General features: G+C 54.2%; 13 protein-coding genes. 10 read left to right on the forward strand and 3 right to left on the reverse strand.

Translation table 11 applies throughout. The features are described 5' to 3' along the window. Positions 1-3 precede the first annotated feature (3 nt). Entirely contained in the window at positions 4-1,371 is a 1,368-nt protein-coding gene (locus BQ5456_RS05860; protein WP_071129170.1) for a lipase family protein, read from the forward strand. A gap of 77 nt (positions 1,372-1,448) precedes the next feature. Here BQ5456_RS05860 and BQ5456_RS05865 read toward each other — a convergent pair whose 3' ends face one another. Then, entirely contained in the window at positions 1,449-2,999 is a 1,551-nt protein-coding gene (locus BQ5456_RS05865) for a YwiC-like family protein (protein ID WP_071129171.1), read from the reverse strand. A 282-nt stretch (positions 3,000-3,281) separates the two neighbouring features. Between BQ5456_RS05865 and BQ5456_RS05870 the strand changes: the two genes are divergently transcribed. From BQ5456_RS05870 to BQ5456_RS05885, 4 genes are read left to right on the forward strand one after another with little or no spacing between them, the layout of a single operon-like run. Next, a complete protein-coding gene (locus BQ5456_RS05870; protein WP_071129172.1) occupies positions 3,282-3,857 on the forward strand; it encodes a 2-oxoacid:acceptor oxidoreductase family protein in 576 nt (191 codons plus the stop codon). Between the two features lies 1 nt (position 3,858). Next, positions 3,859-5,124, forward strand: coding sequence for a pyruvate ferredoxin oxidoreductase (gene porA, locus BQ5456_RS05875; RefSeq protein WP_071129173.1), 1,266 nt, complete (start codon positions 3,859-3,861; stop codon positions 5,122-5,124). Positions 5,125-5,134: 10 nt separating this feature from the next. Continuing rightward, entirely contained in the window at positions 5,135-6,397 is a 1,263-nt protein-coding gene (locus tag BQ5456_RS05880; protein ID WP_071129174.1) for a thiamine pyrophosphate-dependent enzyme, read from the forward strand. Then, entirely contained in the window at positions 6,398-8,056 is a 1,659-nt protein-coding gene (locus BQ5456_RS05885; protein WP_071129175.1) for an NAD(P)-binding protein, read from the forward strand. A gap of 144 nt (positions 8,057-8,200) precedes the next feature. Here BQ5456_RS05885 and BQ5456_RS05890 read toward each other — a convergent pair whose 3' ends face one another. Continuing rightward, complete coding sequence (locus BQ5456_RS05890; RefSeq protein ID WP_071129176.1) at positions 8,201-9,241, reverse strand: hypothetical protein; 1,041 nt, start codon at positions 9,239-9,241, stop codon at positions 8,201-8,203. Positions 9,242-9,292: 51 nt separating this feature from the next. Here BQ5456_RS05890 and BQ5456_RS05895 point away from each other — a divergent pair, with 51 nt between their 5' ends. The 5 genes from BQ5456_RS05895 to BQ5456_RS05915 all read left to right on the forward strand — a co-directional run bounded on the left by BQ5456_RS05895 (position 9,293) and on the right by BQ5456_RS05915 (position 21,735). Continuing rightward, positions 9,293-10,048, forward strand: coding sequence for a heme-binding beta-barrel domain-containing protein (locus BQ5456_RS05895; RefSeq protein ID WP_071129177.1), 756 nt, complete (start codon positions 9,293-9,295; stop codon positions 10,046-10,048). 2 nt (positions 10,049-10,050) lie between these two features. Beyond that, positions 10,051-11,166 (forward strand): CAF17-like 4Fe-4S cluster assembly/insertion protein YgfZ, encoded by a 1,116-nt coding sequence (ygfZ, locus tag BQ5456_RS05900; protein ID WP_071129178.1) that lies wholly within the window; start codon positions 10,051-10,053, stop codon positions 11,164-11,166. A gap of 9 nt (positions 11,167-11,175) precedes the next feature. Next, positions 11,176-11,622: a D-aminoacyl-tRNA deacylase gene (gene dtd / locus BQ5456_RS05905; protein WP_071129179.1), complete on the forward strand. Its 447-nt coding sequence runs from the start codon at positions 11,176-11,178 to the stop codon at positions 11,620-11,622. Between the two features lie 480 nt (positions 11,623-12,102). After that, positions 12,103-16,074 (forward strand): VaFE repeat-containing surface-anchored protein, encoded by a 3,972-nt coding sequence (locus tag BQ5456_RS05910; RefSeq protein ID WP_143037043.1) that lies wholly within the window; start codon positions 12,103-12,105, stop codon positions 16,072-16,074. Positions 16,075-16,086: 12 nt separating this feature from the next. Then, positions 16,087-21,735, forward strand: a complete 5,649-nt coding sequence (locus BQ5456_RS05915; RefSeq protein WP_071129181.1) for a VaFE repeat-containing surface-anchored protein — start codon at positions 16,087-16,089, stop codon at positions 21,733-21,735. Between the two features lie 635 nt (positions 21,736-22,370). On the opposite strand, the gene BQ5456_RS05930 is transcribed toward BQ5456_RS05915, so the two are convergent. After that, positions 22,371-22,880 carry a hypothetical protein gene (locus BQ5456_RS05930; protein WP_071129184.1) on the reverse strand — a complete coding sequence of 170 codons (510 nt, stop codon included), beginning with the start codon at positions 22,878-22,880 and terminating at the stop codon, positions 22,371-22,373. Between the last annotated feature and the right edge of the window lie 138 nt (positions 22,881-23,018).

Here is a 23,018-nt window from a genome sequence, read left to right on the forward strand (position 1 = left end):
CCCGTGTCTAGCGAGATTAAACTGCCGCCCATCAGTGTAAGCGGCGGTCATCAAATGGGTATCGATACCGGCACTATCCGTGCCAGTGCGTATGCATTAACCCCTCCGGCAACCAGTGCCTTGCAGGTGCAGCAGACCGCCAACGATGCTCTCTCCGCTGCCGCCAGCCTTCCGCGTATCCCTATAGTGGTAGCGCTAATCCAATCCTTATTAACCCTGCGACAGGCAGCTGCAGATACCTGCACTCATATCGTCACTCTGAAACGCAATTTACTGGGGGCAGCTGAGCGCTACGAAAACAGCGAAGCCCGTTCACGCAAATATGTTTCTTCCCTGGACTCGCTGCCATTTTTTGTACTTGGCGGGGGCGCTCTTGGCTATTCACTCTGGAAAGAATGGGATAAGAAACTGGCCACTAATCCGCTGTGGATTGAGCGAGGTGCCTGGGAGGACGACAATCCGTTGCTGGCATTTTTAGGCAACGCGAACGAGGACTACAGAGGAATGTTTCTCGCAATCCCTTCTGCCATATTAGCTCTGGAAATAAAGCTGTCACGTGGACCAAGCAGCCTGAAAGTGGCGCCCAAGATCGGCGCTAAACGCAGCAATGTCCCAGTTCCTTTAGACGCCTACGGATTGGTTACCCAATTCAACCAGGCAAAAGCCTATCCCGATCACGGGGAGATTCGGGTAGTTAAATACCGTACGGGAAAAAATATTGCCTGGCGGGTAGATATTCGCGGTACCCAAGTCTGGAGCGCTCGTGGGCCGCATCCACAAGATATGCGCACTAATCTGCAAACTAATGCGGCCGGTTTGGCAGGAAGTTCTGATATGACCAAAGCGGTTACCCGCGCTCTCGATCAGGCTGGATATCACCGCGGTCAGCCGGTAGAACTGATTGGACATTCCCAAGGGGGAGCCGTGGCGGCGCAGATAGGCGCGAATCCCTATTTAGCGAAAAAATATAACGTCAAAAGTGTGGTGACTATGGGATCTAATATCGGAAGTTTCCGCCCGGCACGGGGGGTACATATAGTGGCGTTAGAAAATGGTGCCGATGTGGTACCGCGTCTGGATGGGCGGACAAATCCCAATGTACCTAATCTGACTACGGTGCAAACCTACCGGGACAATCAGGGATTGGGCGCCAATCATTCTAAAGAGCTATATGCGCAGATAGCAAAGGCTTGGCAACACTCGGGTGACGGCGACTATTACCGTTTTATTGAGACGCGTAACCATAATTTAGGGATAAATAAAAGCACCACTGCCAGCGCGCAATCCTTTGTGGTAAACCGCGAGGAAGCTCCACAACCGGAAAGTTCCAAAGCTTTTGAAAAGTTACTGCAATCTTGGGGAGCGAGTTAACCCCGCAAAGCGGGAGCTTACCCCGGAAAACAAGTGACTCAAGTGGCTGCGAATAGCCAGGCCAAAAGCCGCGGAACCTATACCAGCAGGGTGATTAGTACCAGCATGGCTACCGCTATCTCGATAAAACCAACTCGGGAAACCGTGACTAGCTGCGCATAACGCTGCTGGAGCAGCGGTACTGCCAGGGAGCGTACGAATAGCAGCACCCAAACCACCAGGTGCCACCAGGTTACCCAACCTAAAATAAAGAATCCTACGACTACTGCAGTCAACATGGCGTGACAGGCGACCGAGAATGCTAAAAATACTTGCGATCCGCGTTGGCGCACCAGGGAACGCACGTAGGGAATAGTTGACCAATAGTAAGAGGTAACTATCCAGGCAACAACCAGCATCCAGCTCCATCCTTGCAGGTTGCCAGTGGGGGAAACCACCCATTCAATATTGCTGGTGGCGGTATGTTCTAGCCAGGAAAATGGGGCGAAGGAACGCGAAAACTGGGTTCCAATATCGTAGGCCACCAGGGTCATCACTCCGGTAGCCAATATGGTGGAGGTGCGCGCCAATAGGGAACGTTCCCGGTGGCGTACCGATTCGGTAACTGCGATTACAATCAGCGGGAAGAAAACTATTGCCCATTCCAGCAGGGGAGGAGCTAATAAAAGGCAAACTATTCCTAAAATAAGGGTTATCACCCCATAGATTTGCAAAGGCTTGAAGTAGCGGTCTTTGCGGTGGGAGCGTAGCCAAATTCCTCCCACGTTAAACGCGAAATATCCGCAAATCCACAACGCGAACACTAACCAGTGAATCCAGCGCAGTGAAGATTCGATAACTCCAATCCAATAGGGGAGCAACGCCATCGCATAAGCGCCCTCTTGTGCAGGTACCCAACCGGCACGTGCCCACCGCCCCCAACGGAAATCGTTTTTACTTTTTTGCTTTACGGTTTTTTCTCTTGCATTTTTACCCGCATCTTTTCCTCTAGCCGAGTGATCTTCGTGACCGGAGGGCTTGGCTAGCTGCGAAAACTCCGTGTGAGTGACTCGCCGAAACCTAGAAGTGCGCGCTTGCACTCCCGGCAGATGCAGTTTTTCTAGTGCCGGCGAAACTTTTTCCTTCGCCGGCGCGGCCTCAGCGGACTCCTGAGTGTTGTCTGCCGGGTTCGCGGAGCTAGTCTGATTGGCATCCCTTAGCAAAGGAGCATGCACCTTCTGGATATTGCCGGTGTTGGGAACAGCAGTTACCCCTCCGGTGGCGGTAATCGTCGATCCGTCCTCGGCGCTAAACCCCTGAGGTTTGCGGGCTAGTAACGAACGCCGTTGCGGCTGATTATTACGTCCTGGAAGGGGGCTATCACCGCTGCTGGTAGCAAGTTGATGCGTATCATCTAGTTTGCGAGCAGCGCCCTCCGCGCCGCTTTCTTGTACAGGTAGAGAGCCTGCGCCCTGGGGAGTTTCCGCCGCATCCGAGTCAGGAAAAGTGTCTTTACCAGCGCGGGTATGTAAAGAAGCGTTCGGAATAGTGCTGCGCAACGGTTGCCCCTGAGAGGACATCTCCGCTCGCTTTTCCTTGTCCGCATCCGAAAAATTTTCGGACTTTGCGGCTCCGTACGCTTTTGACACATGGGCAACCGTACTATGAACTCATGAGATTCTGCTTAATCCTGGCTCACGAAGCGGCAACGATTCGGTATCAAATAGATATATAAGCGCCGGTTACAGCGTAAAATAACACTTTGGTCACAATTTTAACAGGGCTAAAAAGTGCGATTTTTCTTAATTAAGATACATTCGCGTCAGGGAATCCGTTGACTGTTACCCGAGCTGCGATTATTAAAAACGCTGGTAGTCGCGGTTTAAAAACTAGATGTCTTTTTGCTGGGACCGCAGTCCTAAGGTGAAAGTATGACTGAAGTTCGTATTCATGGCAGAGGCGGACAAGGGGTCGTAACTGCAGCTGATTTGATTGCCTATGCGGCGTTCACCGATGGGCATCATGCGCAGGCGTTCCCTTCCTTTGGCTCTGAGCGCACCGGCGCTCCGGTGGTTTCCTATTGCCGTATTGAAGATAAAGAAATCCGTACCCGCGAACCCGTACAGGAACCCGACCTGGTGGTGGTGCAAGATGCCACCCTACTGGCGATTATGGACGTGTTTTCGGGTCTGAAGCCGGACGGTTTCGCCCTGGTGAACTCGGCCAAGTCAGCCGCTGAATTGGGGATTGAGGAGGTAGTCGCTGCCCACCCGCAAGGGCACGTGGTGATGATTCCGGCTACCGAAATCGCCAAGAAACACCTGGGACGTCCCCTACCGAACGCAGTGATGCTGGGGGGAGCGGCTGCCCTGACTGGTCTGGTGCGCCTATCCAGCGTTACCCAGGCGATTCAAAACCGCTTCCACGGCAAAGTGGGCGAGGGCAACGTGGCCGCCGCAGTTGCCGCTTACGAAATGGTCAGCTCGATGAAAGAAGAGGCCAAGTAACGTGCTAAAACAAATCGAAGGTTCGCAAGCTATTGCGCAATCAGTTGCTGCCTGCAGTCCCGAAGTTATCAGCGCCTACCCGATTAGCCCCCAAACCCACATCGTAGAGGCACTATCTGCGCTGGTGAAAGCGGGCAAGCTGGGCAGCGCCGAATATATCAATGTCGAATCCGAGTTCGCAGCCATGTCAGCCTGCATCGGAGCTTCGGCAGTGGGGGCGCGCACCTATACCGCCACCGCCTCCCAGGGACTGCTCTACATGGTAGAGGCAGTCTATAATGCTTCTGGCCTGGGATTGCCGATTGTAATGACCGTGGCTAACCGGGCGATCGGCGGGCCCATCAACATTTGGAATGACCACTCCGACACCATGAGCCAACGCGAATCCGGGTGGCTGCAACTGTTCGCCGAGAATAACCAGGAAGCCTCGGATTTGCACGTACAAGCCTTCAGGATTGCCGAAGAACTTTCAGTTCCGGTGATGGTATGTATGGATGGCTTTATTTTGACCCACGCGGTGGAACAGGTAGATGTACCGGAAAAAGAGCAGGTAGAAAAGTTCCTGCCCCCTTATAGTCCCCGCGTCGTCCTCGACCCGACCGATCCCATTACTATTGGGGCGATGGTGGGGCCGGAAGCCTTTACCGAAGTAAAGTACCTTCAGCACGTAAAGCAACTGCAAGCCCTAGAGCTTATCCCCAAGGTTCAGGCAGAGTTTAAGGAAGTTTTCGGACGCGATTCCGGCGGGCTGGTGCGTCCCTACCGGATCGAGGACGCCGAAACCGTAATCGTAGCCATGGGCTCGGTGCTGGGAACCATTAAAGATGTAGTCGACCAGCGCCGGGATAAAGGCGAAAAGCTTGGGGTACTGGGGATTTGTTCCTTCCGTCCCTTCCCCTTCGAGCAGGTAGCCAAGTATTTGGGGGGTGCCAAGCGCTTTGTGTGCCTAGAGAAAGCTTTCTCCTTAGGCATCGGGGGAATCGTGGCCACCCATTGCCGCTCTGCTCTTTCGCGCGCCGGTAAGTCAGTTCGTGACTATGAAGTGATTGCCGGTTTGGGCGGGCGCAACATTACTGAGCGTTCTCTAGACCAGATGCTTGATCAGGTAGCCGCCGATCAGCTAGAACACCTAACCTTCTTGGATTTGGACCAGGAACTGGTCGAGGCAGAGCTGGAACGGGAGAAAGCCACCCGGCGTTCTGGTCCGATCAGTGAAAACATTCAACGTCACGCCACTCAGCGTGCCAATGCGGCGCGCGGAATTTAGGAGGCAGGTAATGTCAGCAACTATGAGTGTTCCGCTTCCGGCACCGCAGTTTCGTGAAAGCGTTGAAACCGCGATTCCGGCACGCGAAAATGTAAAGTTTTACCAGGTAGGCTCCTATGCGGTCGGTAACCGGCTCGCGGAACTAGATTATCGTTCCCTCCAGTCCGACCCCAACCGGATTAACTCGTTAACCTCCGGACACCGCGCCTGCCAGGGCTGCGGGGAAGCCCTAGGGGCGCGCTACGCCCTCGACACCGCGATGGAGGCGGCGGGAAAGGATTTGGTGGCGGTCAACGCTACCGGCTGCCTAGAGGTATTTTCTACTCCTTATCCTGAAACCGCCTGGACGATCCCCTGGGTACACTCCCTCTTCGGGAATGCTCCCGCAGTCGCCTCCGGGGCGGCAGCGGCGCTTCGCGCCAAGGGCAAGAACACCCGGGTAGTTGCCCAGGGTGGCGATGGCGGCACCGTTGATATCGGCATGGGCTGCCTATCGGGAATGTTCGAACGTAATGATGACGTTCTCTATATTTGCTACGACAATGGCGCTTATATGAATACCGGGGTGCAGCGAAGTGGCGCTACCCCGCCTGCGGCACGTACTGCCACTACCCAACCGGTGGGTGAAAATCCTGGAAACGTGTTTGGCCAGGGTAAAGATGTCCCGCGAATCGCCATGGCGCACGAGGTTCCCTACGTGGCAACTGCCACGGTCGCGGATTTGCGCGATTTGGAATACAAGGTACGCAAAGCCATGCAGTTCCGCGGTTCCCGCTATATTCACGTCCTGGTTCCCTGTCCGTTGGGTTGGGGCTCGGCCTCTAATCTGACTATTCGCCTGGCGCGTCTAGCTACTCAATGCGGGTTGTTCCCGGTGTACGAGGCTGAGAACGGGGAAATCACTTCGGTTACCAAGTTGCGTCGCCCGGTGCCGGTCACCGAGTATATGCGTCCGCAGCGGCGCTTCGCCCACGTATTTAAGAAAGGGCAAGAGGACGTCCTAGAGCGGATGCAGCAAATCGCGGATCGTAATATTCGTCGCTACGGCCTCATCGACCCGGAACAACTGGACGAGGACGTACTAGAGCGCATCCTGGCGGCGGGCGAAGACCCCGAGGGGCGCTTTACTAAACGCATTATCGAAGAGGCCTCGAAAGCCAAACGCACCCAAAGCGACGCATTTTCCGTTGATGACCACCCGGTTTCCGGGGCAACCTCTGCTTCAGCGATGCGCCATATTGCCGGAAACGCGGCTCCTAAGGGGGAAAAATAAATGAGTTCCACAGTCCTACCAACTCCGCAGGTACGCAGTGAAGATACTGCCCCTTGGGCAGTGACTTTGAACGTAGGTTCTTCGCTGGCGAATGAAACCGGTTCTTGGCGCACCGAACGCCCGGTTTATGTATCTATGCTGCCCCCTTGCAATAAGGCATGCCCGGCGGGTGAAAACGTCCAGGCTTGGCTCTATCACGCGGAAGAGGGCGACTACGAAGCCGCCTGGCGCGAAATCATGGTAAACAATCCGCTACCTGCCACTATGGGGCGGGTTTGCTACCATCCTTGCCAAACTGCCTGTAACCGCGGGCAAATGGATGAGGCCGTAGGGATTAACGCAATTGAACGTTTCCTGGGCGATAAAGCTATTGAAGAGGGCTGGAACGTAAGCGTAGATGCGGCTCCCACCGGTAAACATGTGTTGGTAGTGGGGGCGGGTCCTTCCGGGCTATCTGCTGCCTACCACCTGCGCCGCCTCGGCCACGAGGTCACTGTAAAAGAGGCAGGTCCCATGGCCGGCGGGATGATGCGTTTTGGGATTCCTAAGTATCGTCTGCCCCGCGAGGTACTCGATGCCGAGATTAAACGGATCGAGGATCTGGGGGTACGTTTCGAGTTCAATGCCAAAGTCGAAAACGTTGACGATGTGGCCGATGACTTCGACGCGGTGTTCTTGGCGGTGGGCGCCCATGTAGGTCGCCACGCTGATATTCCCGCTGGTGCTAGCGCCAAAGTGATGGACGCCGTGGAAATGCTCGCCGAAATGGAAGGCGAAGAAAAACCGATGGTAGGGCGGAAAGTAGTAATCTACGGCGGAGGTAATACCGCTATTGACGCTGCTCGTACCGCCAAACGCCTGGGCGCGGAAGAAGCGGTGATTGTGTATCGCCGTAACCGTGACCGGATGCCCGCCCATGATTCCGAGGTGCGTGAAGCCGAGGAAGAAGGGGTGATGATGCGCTGGCTATCCACTATTAAACATATTGATGGCGGCAAGCTAACGGTGGAAAAGATGGAGCTGGACGAGAACGGCTTCCCCCAGCCGACTGGCGAGTATGAAGAACTCGGCGCCGACTCGGTGGTGATGGCGCTAGGTCAGGAATCTGACTTAGGTCTGGTCGAGCGCGCCCGCGATATTGAAATCGAAAAGGGAGTTGTGCAGGTTAACTCGCAGATGATGACCGGACGCCACGGCGTGTTCGCCGGTGGGGACATGGTTCCTTCCGAACGCACAGTTACGGTGGCGATTGGTCATGGCAAGAAAGCCGCTCGTTATATTGATGCTTTCCTGCACGGAACCGAATACCACAAGCCTCCGGTCACCGGGGATGCCACCTATGACCGCCTCACTAACTGGTATTACGCAGATGCCCCCCACCGGGTACGCGCCAAGATTGAATCTGCCCGCCGGGCTTCTACCTTTGACGAGGTAGTGCAGGGTCTAGATCAAGATTCTGCCCTGTTTGAGGCGCGGCGCTGCATGTCTTGTGGCAACTGTTTCGGTTGCGATAACTGTTTCGGGGTTTGCCCCGATAACGCCATCACCAAGATTAAACCCGGCGAGTACGTGTTCAAGTATGACTACTGCAAGGGTTGCGGGATTTGCGCCGAAGAGTGTCCTTGTGGCTCTATCATGATGATTCCGGAGGAAAGCTAAGAGTCTTCAGAGGAAAGTGCTGTTTATCGGGCGTTTGTGTCTCGGTGTCGGCTGCGTCCTCGCCCTAGGTTTGGGTGCGTAAATGCGCCCAGGTTATGGGCAATGCGCTAATCTTGCCCGCGCCCTCGCCGTCTAAAAGCGCCCTTATCCGGTAATTAGGCGTGCCAGCGAGTAAATCGGCACCGAAATGAACAGAGTAGGCAGCAGGGCGAGTGCCAGTTGCCGCCAGCGGTAATTCTTGCCTGCCGGCACCATAAACAATACGTTGATGCAGGCTACCAAAAGTCCAGAGCCGAATCCCATCCCCAGGGTCATGGTCCAGATAGCCAGAGAGGGATTGCGGTAGGCGAAGGGAATTGCCAGCGCTAAATCGGAATATCCGTAGAGTACAAAATAGGTGAGTAACCCGGCGGCAATGGTTCCGCTCAAAACACAGTACATCCAGCGGATACTGGCGTGTTTAGTGGGAAGAGCCAAGGATAGACACGCTAATCCCATAGCCGGAAGGGCTGCCATTGCCAGCAGATTCATAGTGGGATAGGCGGTAGCTAGTCCCCAGGCGGAACCTGCTGCCACCAGGGCGCATCCGGTGATAGTACTGGATAACGACCAGGTAGTCAGGGGGCGATGTTTTCCCCGGGTCATTTCCGCGATAAAGGCCGCCAGCAGACACCAAGACAGTACCAGCGGCACCCAAGTGAGATTAGTGGTAATGAAGGTGGCGAGCAGACAGCCGATTCCGGTTATCGCCACTACGATTCCGGTGCGGACCGGGCTGGGAGCTTGGGATAGCCCGCCCCAGGTGATGGCAACCGCGATAGTTACTGCCGCGGCGATTAGCACCACCAGGTAGGGGTTCCAATGCAGGAATAACAGCATCGCCAGGGGAGGAAGAGCGGCCAGTAACGCTACCCACCAGCTGCGGGCGGCGATAGGAGAAACTGATTTATTCCCCGGAGAATCTGGCAGTTTGCTTGCCTGTGGTATGGGGGAAACAGCAGATACTCCCGTTAAATCCAGTCGTTTCGACGAATAAGAGGTACCTTGCGCGAAACTTGCTGCCCCATCGCCTGCCGCTGCGGTTGTTAGCTCAGCGGGCGGGGTTGCGCTGCGGGATGCCCCTAGAGGACTAGCTGCCGAATCTTCCATATCCTCGATGTTCTCACGGTTTTGCTCTTCGCCCAATTACGCCAGTTTTCTGGCTTGCTGCTTCCCTACTCTACTAGGCTTAAACCCATGATGGATTTACCTTTAGGCTTGGCGAAAGAATTAATCCCCTTGGCGTGGCTATTAGGCTCGTGGCGGGGCTGGGGAACCACGAATCTGCCCAAGGATCCGGGAGCCAAAAACGGCGAGCGCGAGCAATGTTTTATTTGGCAAGAAACTACTTTTCGCGCTACCGGCACCAGTTTGCAGCAAGTAACCCTTACGTGGCTGGCTGAACCGGTAGGCGATGCCCCCGATATGCAAGCTGATGCGGCCACTGGCTTGTCCCAGTTGCGGCGAGGATCCTTGCTGTGGCGGGAAGATACTTCTTGGCGAGTGACTGCTTCGGCGGTCGCAGATAGCGAGCAAGAGGCGCGTTCGCGGTGCCGCCTGACATCTTCCGGCGGACCCTACACCGAAGAGGTTTCCTGGGAGGCGGTTTCGATGGGGCCTAGGATCATGATTTCTTCTCGCCGCGCCCCTGCCTCCTTTGAGCAGCTCAGCCGGATGATGGGGCTGGTTTCTTCGGAACTGTTCTGGGCGCAAGATTCAGTTTTACCGGGTAAAGATTCCGAATCTGATTTTTCGGCGCGTCTGCTGCGCCTGCCTGCGGGGGAGGAAACCTTAAGCGCTCCCGGGGTGACTTCTTTGCCCGCCGGAGAGGATCCTAGAGGGGATTTAGATAAAGAGGAAGCCGCTGCCCCGGAAGAGAAAAAAGATAGCGGTCAGACAGCAGCCGAAGAGAGCGAAGAAACTCCTGATAGCCAGCGGAAACCAGGAGACTAGACGTGACTTTTGTAGATAACCAAGTGGCTTTGCGGGCCGGATACGGGATCGCGGAAACCGGTCTCGAGGTGCTCACCGTGTCTGGCCCGGATGTGCCCTCCTGGCTAACCACCTTATCTTCGCAGATAGTAAGGGATATGGGCGCGGGGGAGAGCCAGGAAATGCTATTCCTGGACGCTAATGGCCGAGTTAAATTCGCGGCCGGAATTGTTTGGGCGGGCGAGGTTGCCTGGCTGTTTACCCCGGACGCCTCGGCTTTGGCGCAGTTTTTAGAATCTATGAAATTTATGTCGCGGGTAGAAGTAACCGCCCACCTCGACCAACAGGTCTGGGGATTTTTTGCCCCCAGCCTGGCAGAGGAAGTGCTAGCCGGTTTTGGTCCTATCTGGGCTGACCCCTGGCCGGGGATTACCCCCGGCGGCACTGCCTATTCCCCGCGCTCTGAGGTGCATCCGGGGCGGGATTGCCTGGCGCGCCTGGGGGTGATTCCCGGCGAAAAGACCGCCAAAGTCCACGCCGAATTGCGTAGCCGCTGGGAACAGGTATCTTGGCCACGAGAAACTGAGGACGGTTACAGCCTGTCTGCCCCGGTTTTTGCTGCCGAGTCCGATTGGCGGGCGTTGCGGATAGCGGCTTGGCGCCCCTACGGAACCGATATTGATCAACGCACCCTGCCGCATGAACTGGATTGGCTCCGCACCGCTGTACACCTAAATAAGGGATGCTATTGCGGGCAAGAAACCGTGGCACGGATAGTTAACCTGGGGCATCCGCCGCGGCGGGCAGTGTTTTTGCACCTTGACGGCACTTCCTCTCTGCTTCCGCCCGCAGGCGCGGAACTTTATGCGGGCAGCCGCAAAGTCGGTACCGTGCGGGTAAGTGCTAATCATTTCGAGGACGGACCGATTGCCTTGGGGTTAGTTAAACGGACTGCTCCCACCGGGGAACTAACCGTCAGCTGGCAAGAGGGCGAGGAAGAGCACTCTTTAGCGGCAGCGGCGACGGTAATTGGGGATCCCTCTGGGGTTTCCTGGCTGGGACAGTCCCCCATTGACCGGAAAGCCTTTGCTGACGCCTCACCGCGTTCAGATTCCGGATCGTTAAATATCGCCGGTTAGGAGAGTTTTATGCGTACCTTAATTCAAAGAGCGCTGTCTGCCGAGGTAACGGTGGACGGTAAAACTGTCGGCAAGTTGGAGCGCCCTGGCATCGTGGCTTTCGTGGGGATTACTCCCGGTGACGGGCAGGCACAGATCGATTGGACAGTGCGGCGTCTGCTGAATCAACAAATTTTTGAAGGCGGAGTTTCGGCTCTGGAGGCGGGCGCGCCTTTGCTGGTAGTTTCCCAATTCACCCTCTATGGTTCGGTGCGTAAGGGACGCCATCCTTCCTGGACTTACGCAGCTAAGGGTGAGGTAGCGCGTCCTATTTTTGAAAAATTGGTAGCAGATTTGCGCGCGGGCGGCGCCGAAGTGGAAACCGGGGTATTCGGGGCGATGATGCAAGTGTCGCTAGTTAATGACGGCCCTTTTACTTTGTGGCTGGCAAAAGAACCGGAGGGTTTCCCCGCTTAACTGAGCGCTTTGGTGACACTTAGTCACCTAAAGTATTGTTTGTAGTGGTAACAGTAATGTTTCTAATGATTAGGGGTGGTGCCAGAGGCCGCCCTCGTCTAACGTTCACGAAACTCTAATGTTTCCCAGGGTGTTTACCTGGGGCTTTTGTCCTGTGAACCTCTACACGTTTTTGCGGGTCGGATGACCGGATGTGATTTTAACTTGGCTGGTAGCAGGGGATACGTTGGTTTGCGTGCCCCAAAAATTTTGAGAAAGTCTTAAGAATTTGTTGCGGTGTTCCATGAAAATCTTGTAAGATGGTAGATGCATTAAAGTATATTAACTGCACAAAGACAAGTTAATAGTGTTCCTGTCGGCATTAACAACAGGCCAGGTCCCTCCAGGCTGGGCGTTTGGGCATGACATAACCCGGATGAACGCCTCGTCAGGATCTGTTGGTGGAGATGCCGATCCCTCCTTCTAGTAGACACAGGATAAATGATGATTAACAGTCAAACTGCGAAGTTGTTGCGGCGTTGGATCGTCGCTGGATTAGCTGCCGCATTGGCTCTGGCGTGGACTATCACCACCTTGGTAGCCCCCTCCCAGGCCTCCACGGATCAGACCTACAATATTTCCGACACCTTCCAGGGAACCAGCTCCCAACAGCCGGTTTCCTTAAACATGGGGGACGGCTGGAATGATACTGGTGCGGTAATTAATTTCAGTTACAGGCAGAATACTGGACAATGGACAAATTACCAGCGTTATGCAGCGGAAAATGGGCGTACTCAGCAGTTCCAGGAAGCTCTGGATCGTAACTTTGAAGATAATATGGAAGCTTTGGGAACTGCCGGCAGGTATTTCCACATTCAGTCGTATCCCGCGGCTGCTCACGGTGCGATTATCGGCGGTGTCTTCTGCGCAGACCCCGAAGTAACCACCGTCGATTATTACCATTTAGGAAGTTCGAAGGATCTCCGAGACAAAGCAAATAAGCTGGAGATGACCCTTGATCCTGCTCAAGCCATCGCAAATACCGGTTCACGAGCATACCGCACTGGTTTCAATATGACTGATGACCAGAAAAAGCAGATGCAGATATTGGCTTATCTCTACCAGGGCGGAGATCCTCGCCTAGAATATGTAAAAGCTGATAAATCAGTCGCTGCCCAGGAATTTATAAAGCAGAACCAAAGTGCGTTCGACGCCTATGACAAGGCGATGGCGCAGTTTGCCGGTAAGACTACCGCTCAGAAAAATGCCATGGCTCAGGTAATTGCTTGGTATATAACCAAAGGCGAATGGTGGGCTATCAATGATTCACGCATAAACCAGGCCGCAGGTGCTGCTTACTACGCAATCGCTGATCTTGCTAAGCAAAAGATAAATCTCTGGGAGGCCTACCAGACCTTAAAGAACAACGAAAAGATAAAGAATGAGGAAGAGTATAAGGCAGCTCTCGCAAAGTGGAAGGCAGATACCGCAAAGGCGATTGCGGAACAGGACGCTCTTTATAAAACTAACTCTGAGCTACTTAGCTCCCTGAAAATAGCGGTTTACCGCGCCAATGAAACGCAGTTCCGAGTACAGTTAACCGGTTCTTCTCAGGCAGCTGCCATGCTTGAAAAGTACGGCAAGGTTACTTTGACCGGTACTAACGTAAAAATTCCTGCGAATGTCACCATTGCGCAGCTAAGTGAAGGCATCCTGGTAGATGCGGAAGTACCAGCCGGTACTGGTTGCGGGAGCAGTGTTGCTGCTTCTCTGACTGCTGAATTCAGTGGCGATATGGAAATGTCGGCTATTTATACGTTCAGCAAGGGCAACGAGCCATTCCAGCGTCAAGTAATCCTGAATAAATACAAGATTCATGTGTCGGGTAACTCCACTCATGGTTTCAGCTTCGGAACCACTTGCCCGAAGGAACCTGAGCCCAGCATCGGCACCACTCTAGAGGGTCCCGGTAAGGATCCTAAGCTGATTGATACTGCCGGCATGAAAGACGGCGATACCGTAACCTTGATTGACAAGGTGAAGTTCGAAAACCTTAAGGGCGGACAGAACTACGTCATTAAAGGTGAATTGGTAGACGGTGATGGCAATAGCGTTGGAGTAACCGGCGTCAGCGACCCCTTTGACCCTGAAGCATCCGGTGGGATTAACAACGGGAAGGGATACTATTCCGGAACCGTCAATATGGCCTTCCAGGTTCCGGTGAAGAAGATTCGTGAGAACGAGAAACTGGTGGCTTACGAAACTCTCTACAAAGGCACTACGCCCCAGAGCGGAAACGAAGTCAAAGAGCACAAAGACAAGAACGATGCCAGCCAGACCGTAACGGAAAAGCCGCGGATTGGCACCACTGCCAAGGTAAACGGGGAATCCCTAAATGATGGCAAGATAGCACGCCCGGCCGAAGGCGCGGATGTAAAGATTACTGACACCGTCGTATGGCACAAGCTGCAGCCCGGTACCTACACTCTCAGCGGCAAGCTGATGAAGAAGGTAGGTGACCAGGTAAGTGAAGTACCCGGATCCGCCACCCAGAAGAATTTCAGCGTTTCTGGTGGTAAAACCGGCACGGTTACGATGGATCTCAAGTTGCCGTCTAAGCAGATAGATCCCGGCGCCTCCTATGTGGTGTTTGAGAAAGTCTATAAGGGCGGAAATAACACCTCCGGTGAGCCCGTTGCCAAACACGAAGATCAGAATGATGATGGTCAGACCGTAAGCGTCAGCCCCAAAGAGCACAAGCTGCCCACTATTAAGACTGTGGCCTGGGTGCGAGATGACGGGAAATCCCTAATCAGCTCGGTTGAGGCCGACGGTAAAGACTTCATTGTCAAAGATAAGATTGAATATAAAGATCTTAAGGTCGGTACTTACACTGCCTTTGCCACTCTGGTTAATAAAGATAACCCCAAGGAAATCATTGCCAGTGGACGGCAAGTATTTACCAACGGTACTGAAAACGGCTCCACCCTGGTAGAGCTGGCAGTTGACGGCTCCAAGGTAAAGGCCGATGGCAAATACGTAGTGTTTGAACGTATCTACCAAGGCGAGCAAACCACTGAGCCCAGCGGTGAACCCTACGCGAAACACCAAGAGATTAATGATCAGTCACAGACAATCACGGTAGCGCCCAAGAAGGCAGTACCTGCCGAGTTCAAGATTGTGAAGAAGACCGAAGGCGATAACGCCAACACCGATCGGGTATTCGACTTTGATGTTGCCTGTGGGGGCTACAAGACCACGGTGGCTGTGGTAGTGCGTAAAGGTCAAACCCAGGGTGAAACCAAGGTTTCTGACTCCGCCCTCACCAGTGGCATGAGCTGCCAGGTGAGTGAGCAGGAAGTAAACGACAACCTAAATACGGTGAAAGTAAAGTTCTCGGGTACCAACACCAACAGTGACCGTACTGTTGCTAAGTTCAACCTCACCGAGAACAACGCTAAGACCGTAGTGGTCACTGCGACCAACACTTTCACTCCGAAGCAGGCCAAGTTCACGGTTCGCAAGAACGTAGAAGCAGCCGAAGTAACCCACTTCAGCGTGCCGAACTCCTTCGACTTCTCCTACAAGTGTGATGGCGATGCCTACTGGAAGACCATACCCACTTTGAAAGCCGGAGAAACCTCAGCAGCAATCAACGTGAAACCTGGCGTTAAGTGCGAGGTGAAAGAAAATAGCGCCACTCCGCATAATCTGAACCGCACCCTCACATGGGACGGCGCGGATAGCCAAGCGGACGGGATTGCTACCTTCCGTACCGATGCCAATAACAACGTGGCACTGGTCGCCACCAACACCTACACCGAGAAGACCGGGCAACTGGAAATCTCCAAGCAGGTAGTGGATCAAACCGCCGGTGCGGGTAACATTCCTGGTACCTTCCAAATGAAGTACCTGTGTGCTACCGGACAAAAGGCCTCCAGTCTAACCGTCCCGGAAGGTTCGGTAAGCGTAAACAAAGGTGGCACCGCAACCATTACCGGTATTCCGGTAGGGTCGCAGTGTGCAGTCTACGAAGATACCACCGGTATTAACGTACCTAACACTACTTTGACCACTACTTTCGACGGACAAGCTCCCAAGATGGTCACCCTCGGTGGTCGTACCGTGCATAACGCGGCACTGTCCAACCCGATTCAGGCTGGGGAAAGCCAAAAGGCCACTATCAAAGTCGAAAACAAATACGTCAATCAAAAGGTTGGCGGATTCGAAGTTAAAAAACTAGTTTCCGGAGTAGTTTCCCCGGAAACCGTCCTCAAAGACGTAGCCTTCGACTTTGGTTACTCCTGCACCATTCCTGGTAGCTCTTACCCGGTAAAGGGTAACTTCAAGCTCAAGCATGGCCAGACGTTCTCCAGCGCCGATCCCACCCGCCCGCAGCTGAATAACCTGCCGGTAGGTACCGAATGTAAGGTCTGGGAAGAAACTCCGAAATCGGTAGAAAACGCCGATTAAGCAGGTTCCGGCATGCAGGTAGTTGGAAATGAGGGAGTAAAGGCTACTGCCAGCAAAGACAAACTGGAAGTAACTATCAAACTCAAGAGCGCAACGGCGAAAGCCAATATCCTGGCGACCAACCAGTACACCCAGGAACTAGGTGCGTTCACCTTGAAGAAGGTTGTTAAAGGGAATGCGGATCAAACACAAAATATTAGTGCCTACCGCTTCCAACTAACCTATAGGGATGGAAACAATGCCCACGAACAAGAGGTAACTCTATTCCCGGGTGCCTCCAAGTCCTACTGGGGTCTGCCCCTGCACAGCCAAGTTCAGGTGAAAGAACTAGGAGCTATTGATTCCTCCGGCAAGTTCATTCCGGTAAATGAGCTATCTACCGCCAAGGTGAAGCACGCCATCAGCTGGAATGGTAGCCAGAACGATTCTTCAACCGCAGCCTCCAACACCTTCACCATCGACAAGCCGATGACCAAGGCACAGTGGGAAGCTAACGGCAAACAAGGCAACGTGGTGGTAACTGCCACTAACAGCTACCAGCAGATTGAACAAAAGGGTACCTTCTCGGTACAGAAGACCTCGGTGAAAGTTGCCGGCGAAAGCAAGGATAAAGTAAAGAACCTGCCCACCAGTTACAACTTCACCTACAACTGCACCGATGGTACTCATGGCAATATCTCGACCGTCAAGCCGGGCGGAGAACCGGTATTGGCGTCCGCCCAGTTCCGCGCCGGCACTGTCTGCACCGTAACTGAGCAGCAAGTCCTACCTAAAGGCACCAATGCCCAGACCGTGAGCTGGACAGTTGACGGTAAGGGCGCAGGAGTCGGTCCCGCCTCCGGAACCAGCGTGAACGTAACCATTGGTTCGGACGCCAAGACTCCGGTTGCCGTGCAGGCTGCCAACGAATACCAGACCCCCGATGAGCCGAAGATTGCCACCGAGCTGAAAGGCGAGGGACGCGACGGCAATATCGACCTGGTTGAGGGCGCAGATCACAAGTACACCCTCACCGATAAGATCAGCTACTGGAACCTGGAGGTCGGCAAGACTTACAAGTTCTCTGGAGAACTAGTGGTGCCTAACGCGGACAAGACCGATGCCACCCGCACCGGAATCACCGCTGAAAAGGAAGTAACCATTACCACCGCCAGTGGGGTAGTGGAACTACCGTTCACCCTTACCCAGGAACAAGTAGCTAAGTACTCGACACTGGTAGCGTTCGAACAGCTAGACCTGAAAGTCGATGGCGGATTCGAGCCGGTTACCAAGCACGAGGATCCCAAGGACGAAAACCAGACCAAGCAGGTTAACCCCTGGATTGCGACGGTACTCACCGACGAGGGCGGCAACAAGCAGATCGACACCACCGGTAAAGCCGATAGCGATCTGGTAACCCTGGTTGACACCGTGAAATACCGCAACCTGGAAGCAGGTAAGACCTACCACCTGACCGGGAAACTGGTTGACGGTTCCGGTAAGGGGATTGGCGTAAACTCCACCTCCAAGGCGTTCACCGTTCCCGGTACTGCAGGAACCCTGCAGTCCGGAGAAGCTACGATGACCTTCCAGGTCACCGTGGGGCAAATCCGGAAGAACCCGAAACTGGTAGCCTTCGAATACCTCCATCCGGGAGAGCCGAATAACCCCGGTGGCGAAACCGTGGTGACCAAGCACGAAGACCCGAATGATGAAAATCAGACGGTAAATGAAGGACCGCGGGCGGCAACTACCGCTACCAACTCGGTTGGTACCAAGGTATTTGATGCCAAGACCCCGGCTAAAGTTCTTGACCGTGTACAGTGGGCGAAACTGCCCGCCGGCAACTACGTGCTGGTTGGCACCCTGATGGATAAGGCAACCAAGCAGCCGGTACCGAACGTTCAGGCGCAGGTCGTCAAGTTCTCGGTCGCCAGCGGAGAACTAAAGGGCACTCAAGAAATGACCTTCGAGGTGCCTGCGGATCAGGTGAAAGCCAAGTCGCAGTTCGTAGCCTTCGAGAAGATCTACCGCCAGGGCGATGTCGATGAAAACGGCAACGTCATTGACGGCAAGACTCCGGTCGTTGAGCACTCGGATATTAATGACAAAGCCCAGACCGTAAACGTTGGTGAAGAGCCGCAAAGCCCGGTAGAGCCGAAACTCACCTTAGAAAAGGTAGTTGAGAGCGAAGGACTAGAGGTTCCCTCCACCAAGCAGTTCGCCTTCACTTTGAAGTGCACCAGCCCGATTGATGGTAAGTCGCAACAAAAGACCTTCCAGGTAACTGCTGGGTCTCCAATCGACCTGCCTTACGTCGAGGGCGCCAACTGCACCATTACAGAGAATCGCGCGGCAGCCAAGGTAGCGGGGATTGCCCCCTCCCAGGTAGCCTTCAGCGCCAACTCCGACAAGATTGGTCTGAGCAGCTCTGAAAACACGGCTACCTTCACCATGCCGAAGAAAGAACTCACGGAAGTGAGGGTGGCATTCACCGCCACCAACACCTACCCGGCGCCGGAAAAGCCCACTGTAGCGACCTCGGCTAAAGATGCTAACGGCACCACCGGTATGTACGGTCAAACGAAGCAGGCCAACCAGGTTTACGCTGGAACCTCCGCCAAGATCGTGGACCAGGTATCCTGGGCTAACCTGTTGCCCGGTGACTATGTACTAATCGGTAAGCTGATGGATAAGAAGACCGGCGAAGCGGTTACTTCCTACTCTTCTGCCCCAGTAACCTTCACGGTGCAAGAGGGCGAGAAGAACGGGACTCTAGATAACGAGTTCACCGTCAGTGGAGAATCGCTCAAGTCCGGCAGCCGCTACGTGGTTTACGAATACATCTACCGCGCAGGTGATGTAAACGGTGTAACCCCGAACAATGGCGCCAAGCCGGTGGCAGAACACGCGGTGATTACCGATGCCGACCAGACGGTTGATGCGATTACGCCTCCGCCAGCTCCGGCAGCCAAGGTTAAAATCCTTAAGAAGGTAGTGGTTTCGGGTATGGATGACGTGTCCGCTAACCGCGCCTACTACTTCACCGTGAGTTGCCACGACAAGGACGGCAAAGCCCAGGGCGATAACACTGTGCTGGTACGTCCGAACGTGGCTACCGAAGTAACCGGTTTGCGTAGCGGCTACGTATGCTCCATAAACGAGGATTTGCGTAACGCTATCGAACAGCAGGTGACCCCCTCGGTCTCGCTGACCAGCGGAACCAATGGTTTCACCGTGCAGCAAGACTCCACGGCAGGTGCGGCACACTTCACCGTGCCAGCGGCCACCGACCAGGTACCCGAAGTGCTGGTGAACGTGACCAACACCTACAACAAGATGGGTAAGCCGGAACTGCAGACCAACGCGGTAACCGATAACGGTACCTCTAGCGTGCAGGCAGGAACTGCCACCACGGTAACCGATAAGGTCACCTGGAAGAACCTGCCGGAAGGTAAGTATCTGCTGACCGGTAACCTCATGCACATTACTGATAACAACGCTGCTCCGGTAGCGGGAGTTACCAACGAACCCGTGGTACTGGAAATCACCAAGGATAACTCCTTGGCAGGCTCCACCACCATGAAGTTCAATGTGCCTGCAGGGGCAATCAGCCAGGCCGGAAAGTACGTAGTGTACGAATATCTCTACAACTACGAAGACACCGACGGCACCAACCCCAAACCGAACACCTCTACTGTGGTTTCCCACAACGACCCCAGCGATGATGCGCAGACCGTGACGGTTACCGAGGCTCCCTCGGTAAGCACCACTGCCACCACCAATGGGGAAAATGAAAAGGAAATCCAAAAAGGTAAGGCTGCGGAAATAACCGATACCGTCAACTGGAAGAACCTGCCCGCAGGTAACTACCAGGCGCTCAGCCAACTGGTTGACATGAAGGGTAATTCGGTTCCTGGTGCGACCACCAAGGCTGTTCCTTTCACCGTGAATAAGGGCGTAACCGCAGGTAGCTTGACCACCAAGATTCAGGTACCGGCGTCAGCGACCGGAAACTCGGGTGCGAAGTTCGTAGTATTCGAACGTATCTACCGCGCCAATGAAGTTAACCCCCAGACCGGACAGCCGGTGCAGGGTGCTGAACCGGTAGTATCCGAGCTGGATTTGAACTCCATCAACCAGACGGTGACGGTAGTTGAGAAGCCGCAGGCGCCGCCCAAGATCAGCTTCACCAAGGTGACTGAAAAGGTTCAGGACGGACAGGTGCCGGACAAGGATCGCAAGTTCAAGTTCACCATTAGCTGTGACAAGAACTTCGGCGGAGCCTTCACCTTCGATATGCCTGCGGGTGTGTCGGCTGGTCTACCTTCCAAGCATCAGCCGCAAACTGGTGCGGTATGTACCTTGACCGAGATGCTGACCGATGAGGCAAATCCGGACGGAATCTTGCCAGAGGCGATTACCTTCAGCTCCTCGCATCCGGAAATGATGGCGGTATCAAAGATTAATAATCAGACCGTCCAGTTCACGGTGCCGAGTGTAGATACCGATGTGATTCCGGAAATCCAGGTCACCATCAAGAATATCTACAGCAAGGACTTCCCAGAACTAGGTACGGTTGCGCGTGACAACGCTGACCAGGACAAAGTGTTGAACCTCAAGAAGGGCGAAAACGCTCAGGTTCAAGACGTTGCCACCTGGAAGAACCTTGCCTCGGGCAAGTACACCATGATTGGTACCTTGATGGACAAACTGACCGGCAAGCCAGTCGTAGGGGCGAACACCCCGGCGGTTAACTTCGAAGTCAAGAAGGGCGAAAAGACCGGAACCATCAATGCACTATTCACCGTGCCGGCAGAGAATATCTCTAGCAACTCCAGCTGGGTAGTCTTTGAACGGGTCTACAAGGCCTCCGATGTTAAAGATGGCAAGGTTGTGGGTAAAGCTACCCCGGTAGTTGATCACTCCAACTTTGAAGACGCCGACCAGACGGTTCAGGTAGTAACTCCGCCGGCCTCACCGGAACAAAAGACTCCGGAGATCGCCACGGTTGCTAAGAATGGAACTACCTTCAACGATGGAACCAAGGATGCAAACTTCGGTAAGAAAGTCTTGACCCCCGGTCAAGAGTCAGTAATCGAAGACACGGTCAAGTGGAAGAACCTGGAACCCGGTGAATACACCATTACCGGAACTCTGATGGATAAATCCACCAAGGCTCGGCTAACCTACCTGGATAAGGATGGTAAGCAGCAGGATGGCGCGAAAGCTGAACGTGGCTCCTTCCACGTAGAGGAAGGACAAACCAGCGGAGAGGCGAAAGTCTACTTCAGGGTTAAGGGGGAAGCTATCGAGGCTAACCGGCAGTACGTGGTGTTCGAGGATCTCTACAAGACCGCGGATATCAAGGATGGTGAACCTAGTGAGGGTGCCCAAAAGGTTGCCCTCCACCGTGACATCAATGATGCGGCACAGACCGTTAGCGGGGATAACCCCACTCCGGGAACGCCGCCCGAAACACCTAAGACCCCGAACACTCCGGGAACAACGCCTCCGACCCCGGGAACTCCCTCTGGTGGGTTCCCGCGCGTGGTGCGCACGGTACTAGCTAAGACCGGCTCCACCACTGGAATCATGGCAATGACCGGTGTTCTGGCAATGGTTGCGGGAATCGGATTAGTACTAATCCGCCGCTACCAGCGCGAAGAACTCGAGGACTAGGAAATAGACATAACTAAATAGCTAGAAGGATCTCGGGGTCGGAAGCAGAGCTTCCGACCCCGAGGCTATGTAGCGCGCTCCCTTTCGGGGGTATAAATCCTGGCGCTCACTGAACAATTGCTGGTGACAAGTCGGGTTTAGCTCGGTAAAAGCAGCAAATGTGAGGGGCGGGGGGGGGGGGATAGCTTTTTCCTCCTGCCCAGAGTCCGGGAAATACCGCAGGTATTTCCCGGACTCTATGCCCACCGCGCCCACTCGGACAAAAGCTATCCCCCCGCCTTCTTTTAGTGTTTGTCGTTCTTTTATCGGCAGTGACCCTTATATTTCGCCAGAATATCGTTTCTGGACAACGTTTCCGCGCTCTTATCTGTCTCAAAAGGGAGCGCGGTGAGGGTCTTATCTTTTTCTGGTAGCTTCGAATCCGCATATGTACTGGGATAAGCGTGGCAGACGGGTCGCGGCCGGTAAAAGATACGAGAGGGGCTTGACCGGCGAAGCCGGTCACGGGGTCCCCGGAGTGCTTTTACCGAGCCAGACCCGTGTGAAGGTATTTCACATTGTTATAACGGAAAATCGGCAGAAAAATGCCCTCCCTGCTTTTTGCAGGGAGGGCATTGTTTATAAGGTTTGAGAAACTATTTATCTAGTTTGTCTTTGACTGCGTCAACGGCCTGGTCGGCTTTATCGGCTACGTCTTGGGCAACCTCTTTCGCCTTGTCCTGAGCCTTTTCTGCAGCTTCTTCCGGATCGAATTCGCTCACTTCTACGTCCTCCCAATACTCTTCTGCCCAGGGGTCATCGACCGGCTGAGAACGGCGGTAAAGCAGGTAGCCGGCGCAGGCGGCAGCCGCTGCTAGTACCAGGAACAGTAGAGTTTTACGCCCCCGCTTAGGGGCTGGTTTACCAAACTTTTCCGTTGATTGCTTCTTCACTTGCTTAGCAGCCTCCTTTAAAGACTTCTCGGAATGCTTCTTGACTTCGTGGAACTGGTCTCGCATATTATCAACCGCGTGTTCCACACCCGGTACTAGGTCGCTGCTGACCTTTTCCTGCAAATCCTGTGCACCCTCAAGAACAATATCCTTGCCTTGATCCGCCAGGGATCGCGCCTGTTTCAACAGCTTGTACGGGCAGCATGTTTTCATGTTAGCTCCTTTAACTTAGGCGTACCGAGGCTCCCCCGCTTCGGCAACGACAATTAGTACATTTCCAGTTTAGACGTTCAAACCAAACTTGTGGGAAGAATAAGCCCAGGGAATAACTCGATTTAGAAGGGTTGAGTA

This window comes from Varibaculum massiliense (genome assembly GCF_900106855.1).
GTDB lineage: Bacteria > Actinomycetota > Actinomycetes > Actinomycetales > Actinomycetaceae > Varibaculum > Varibaculum massiliense.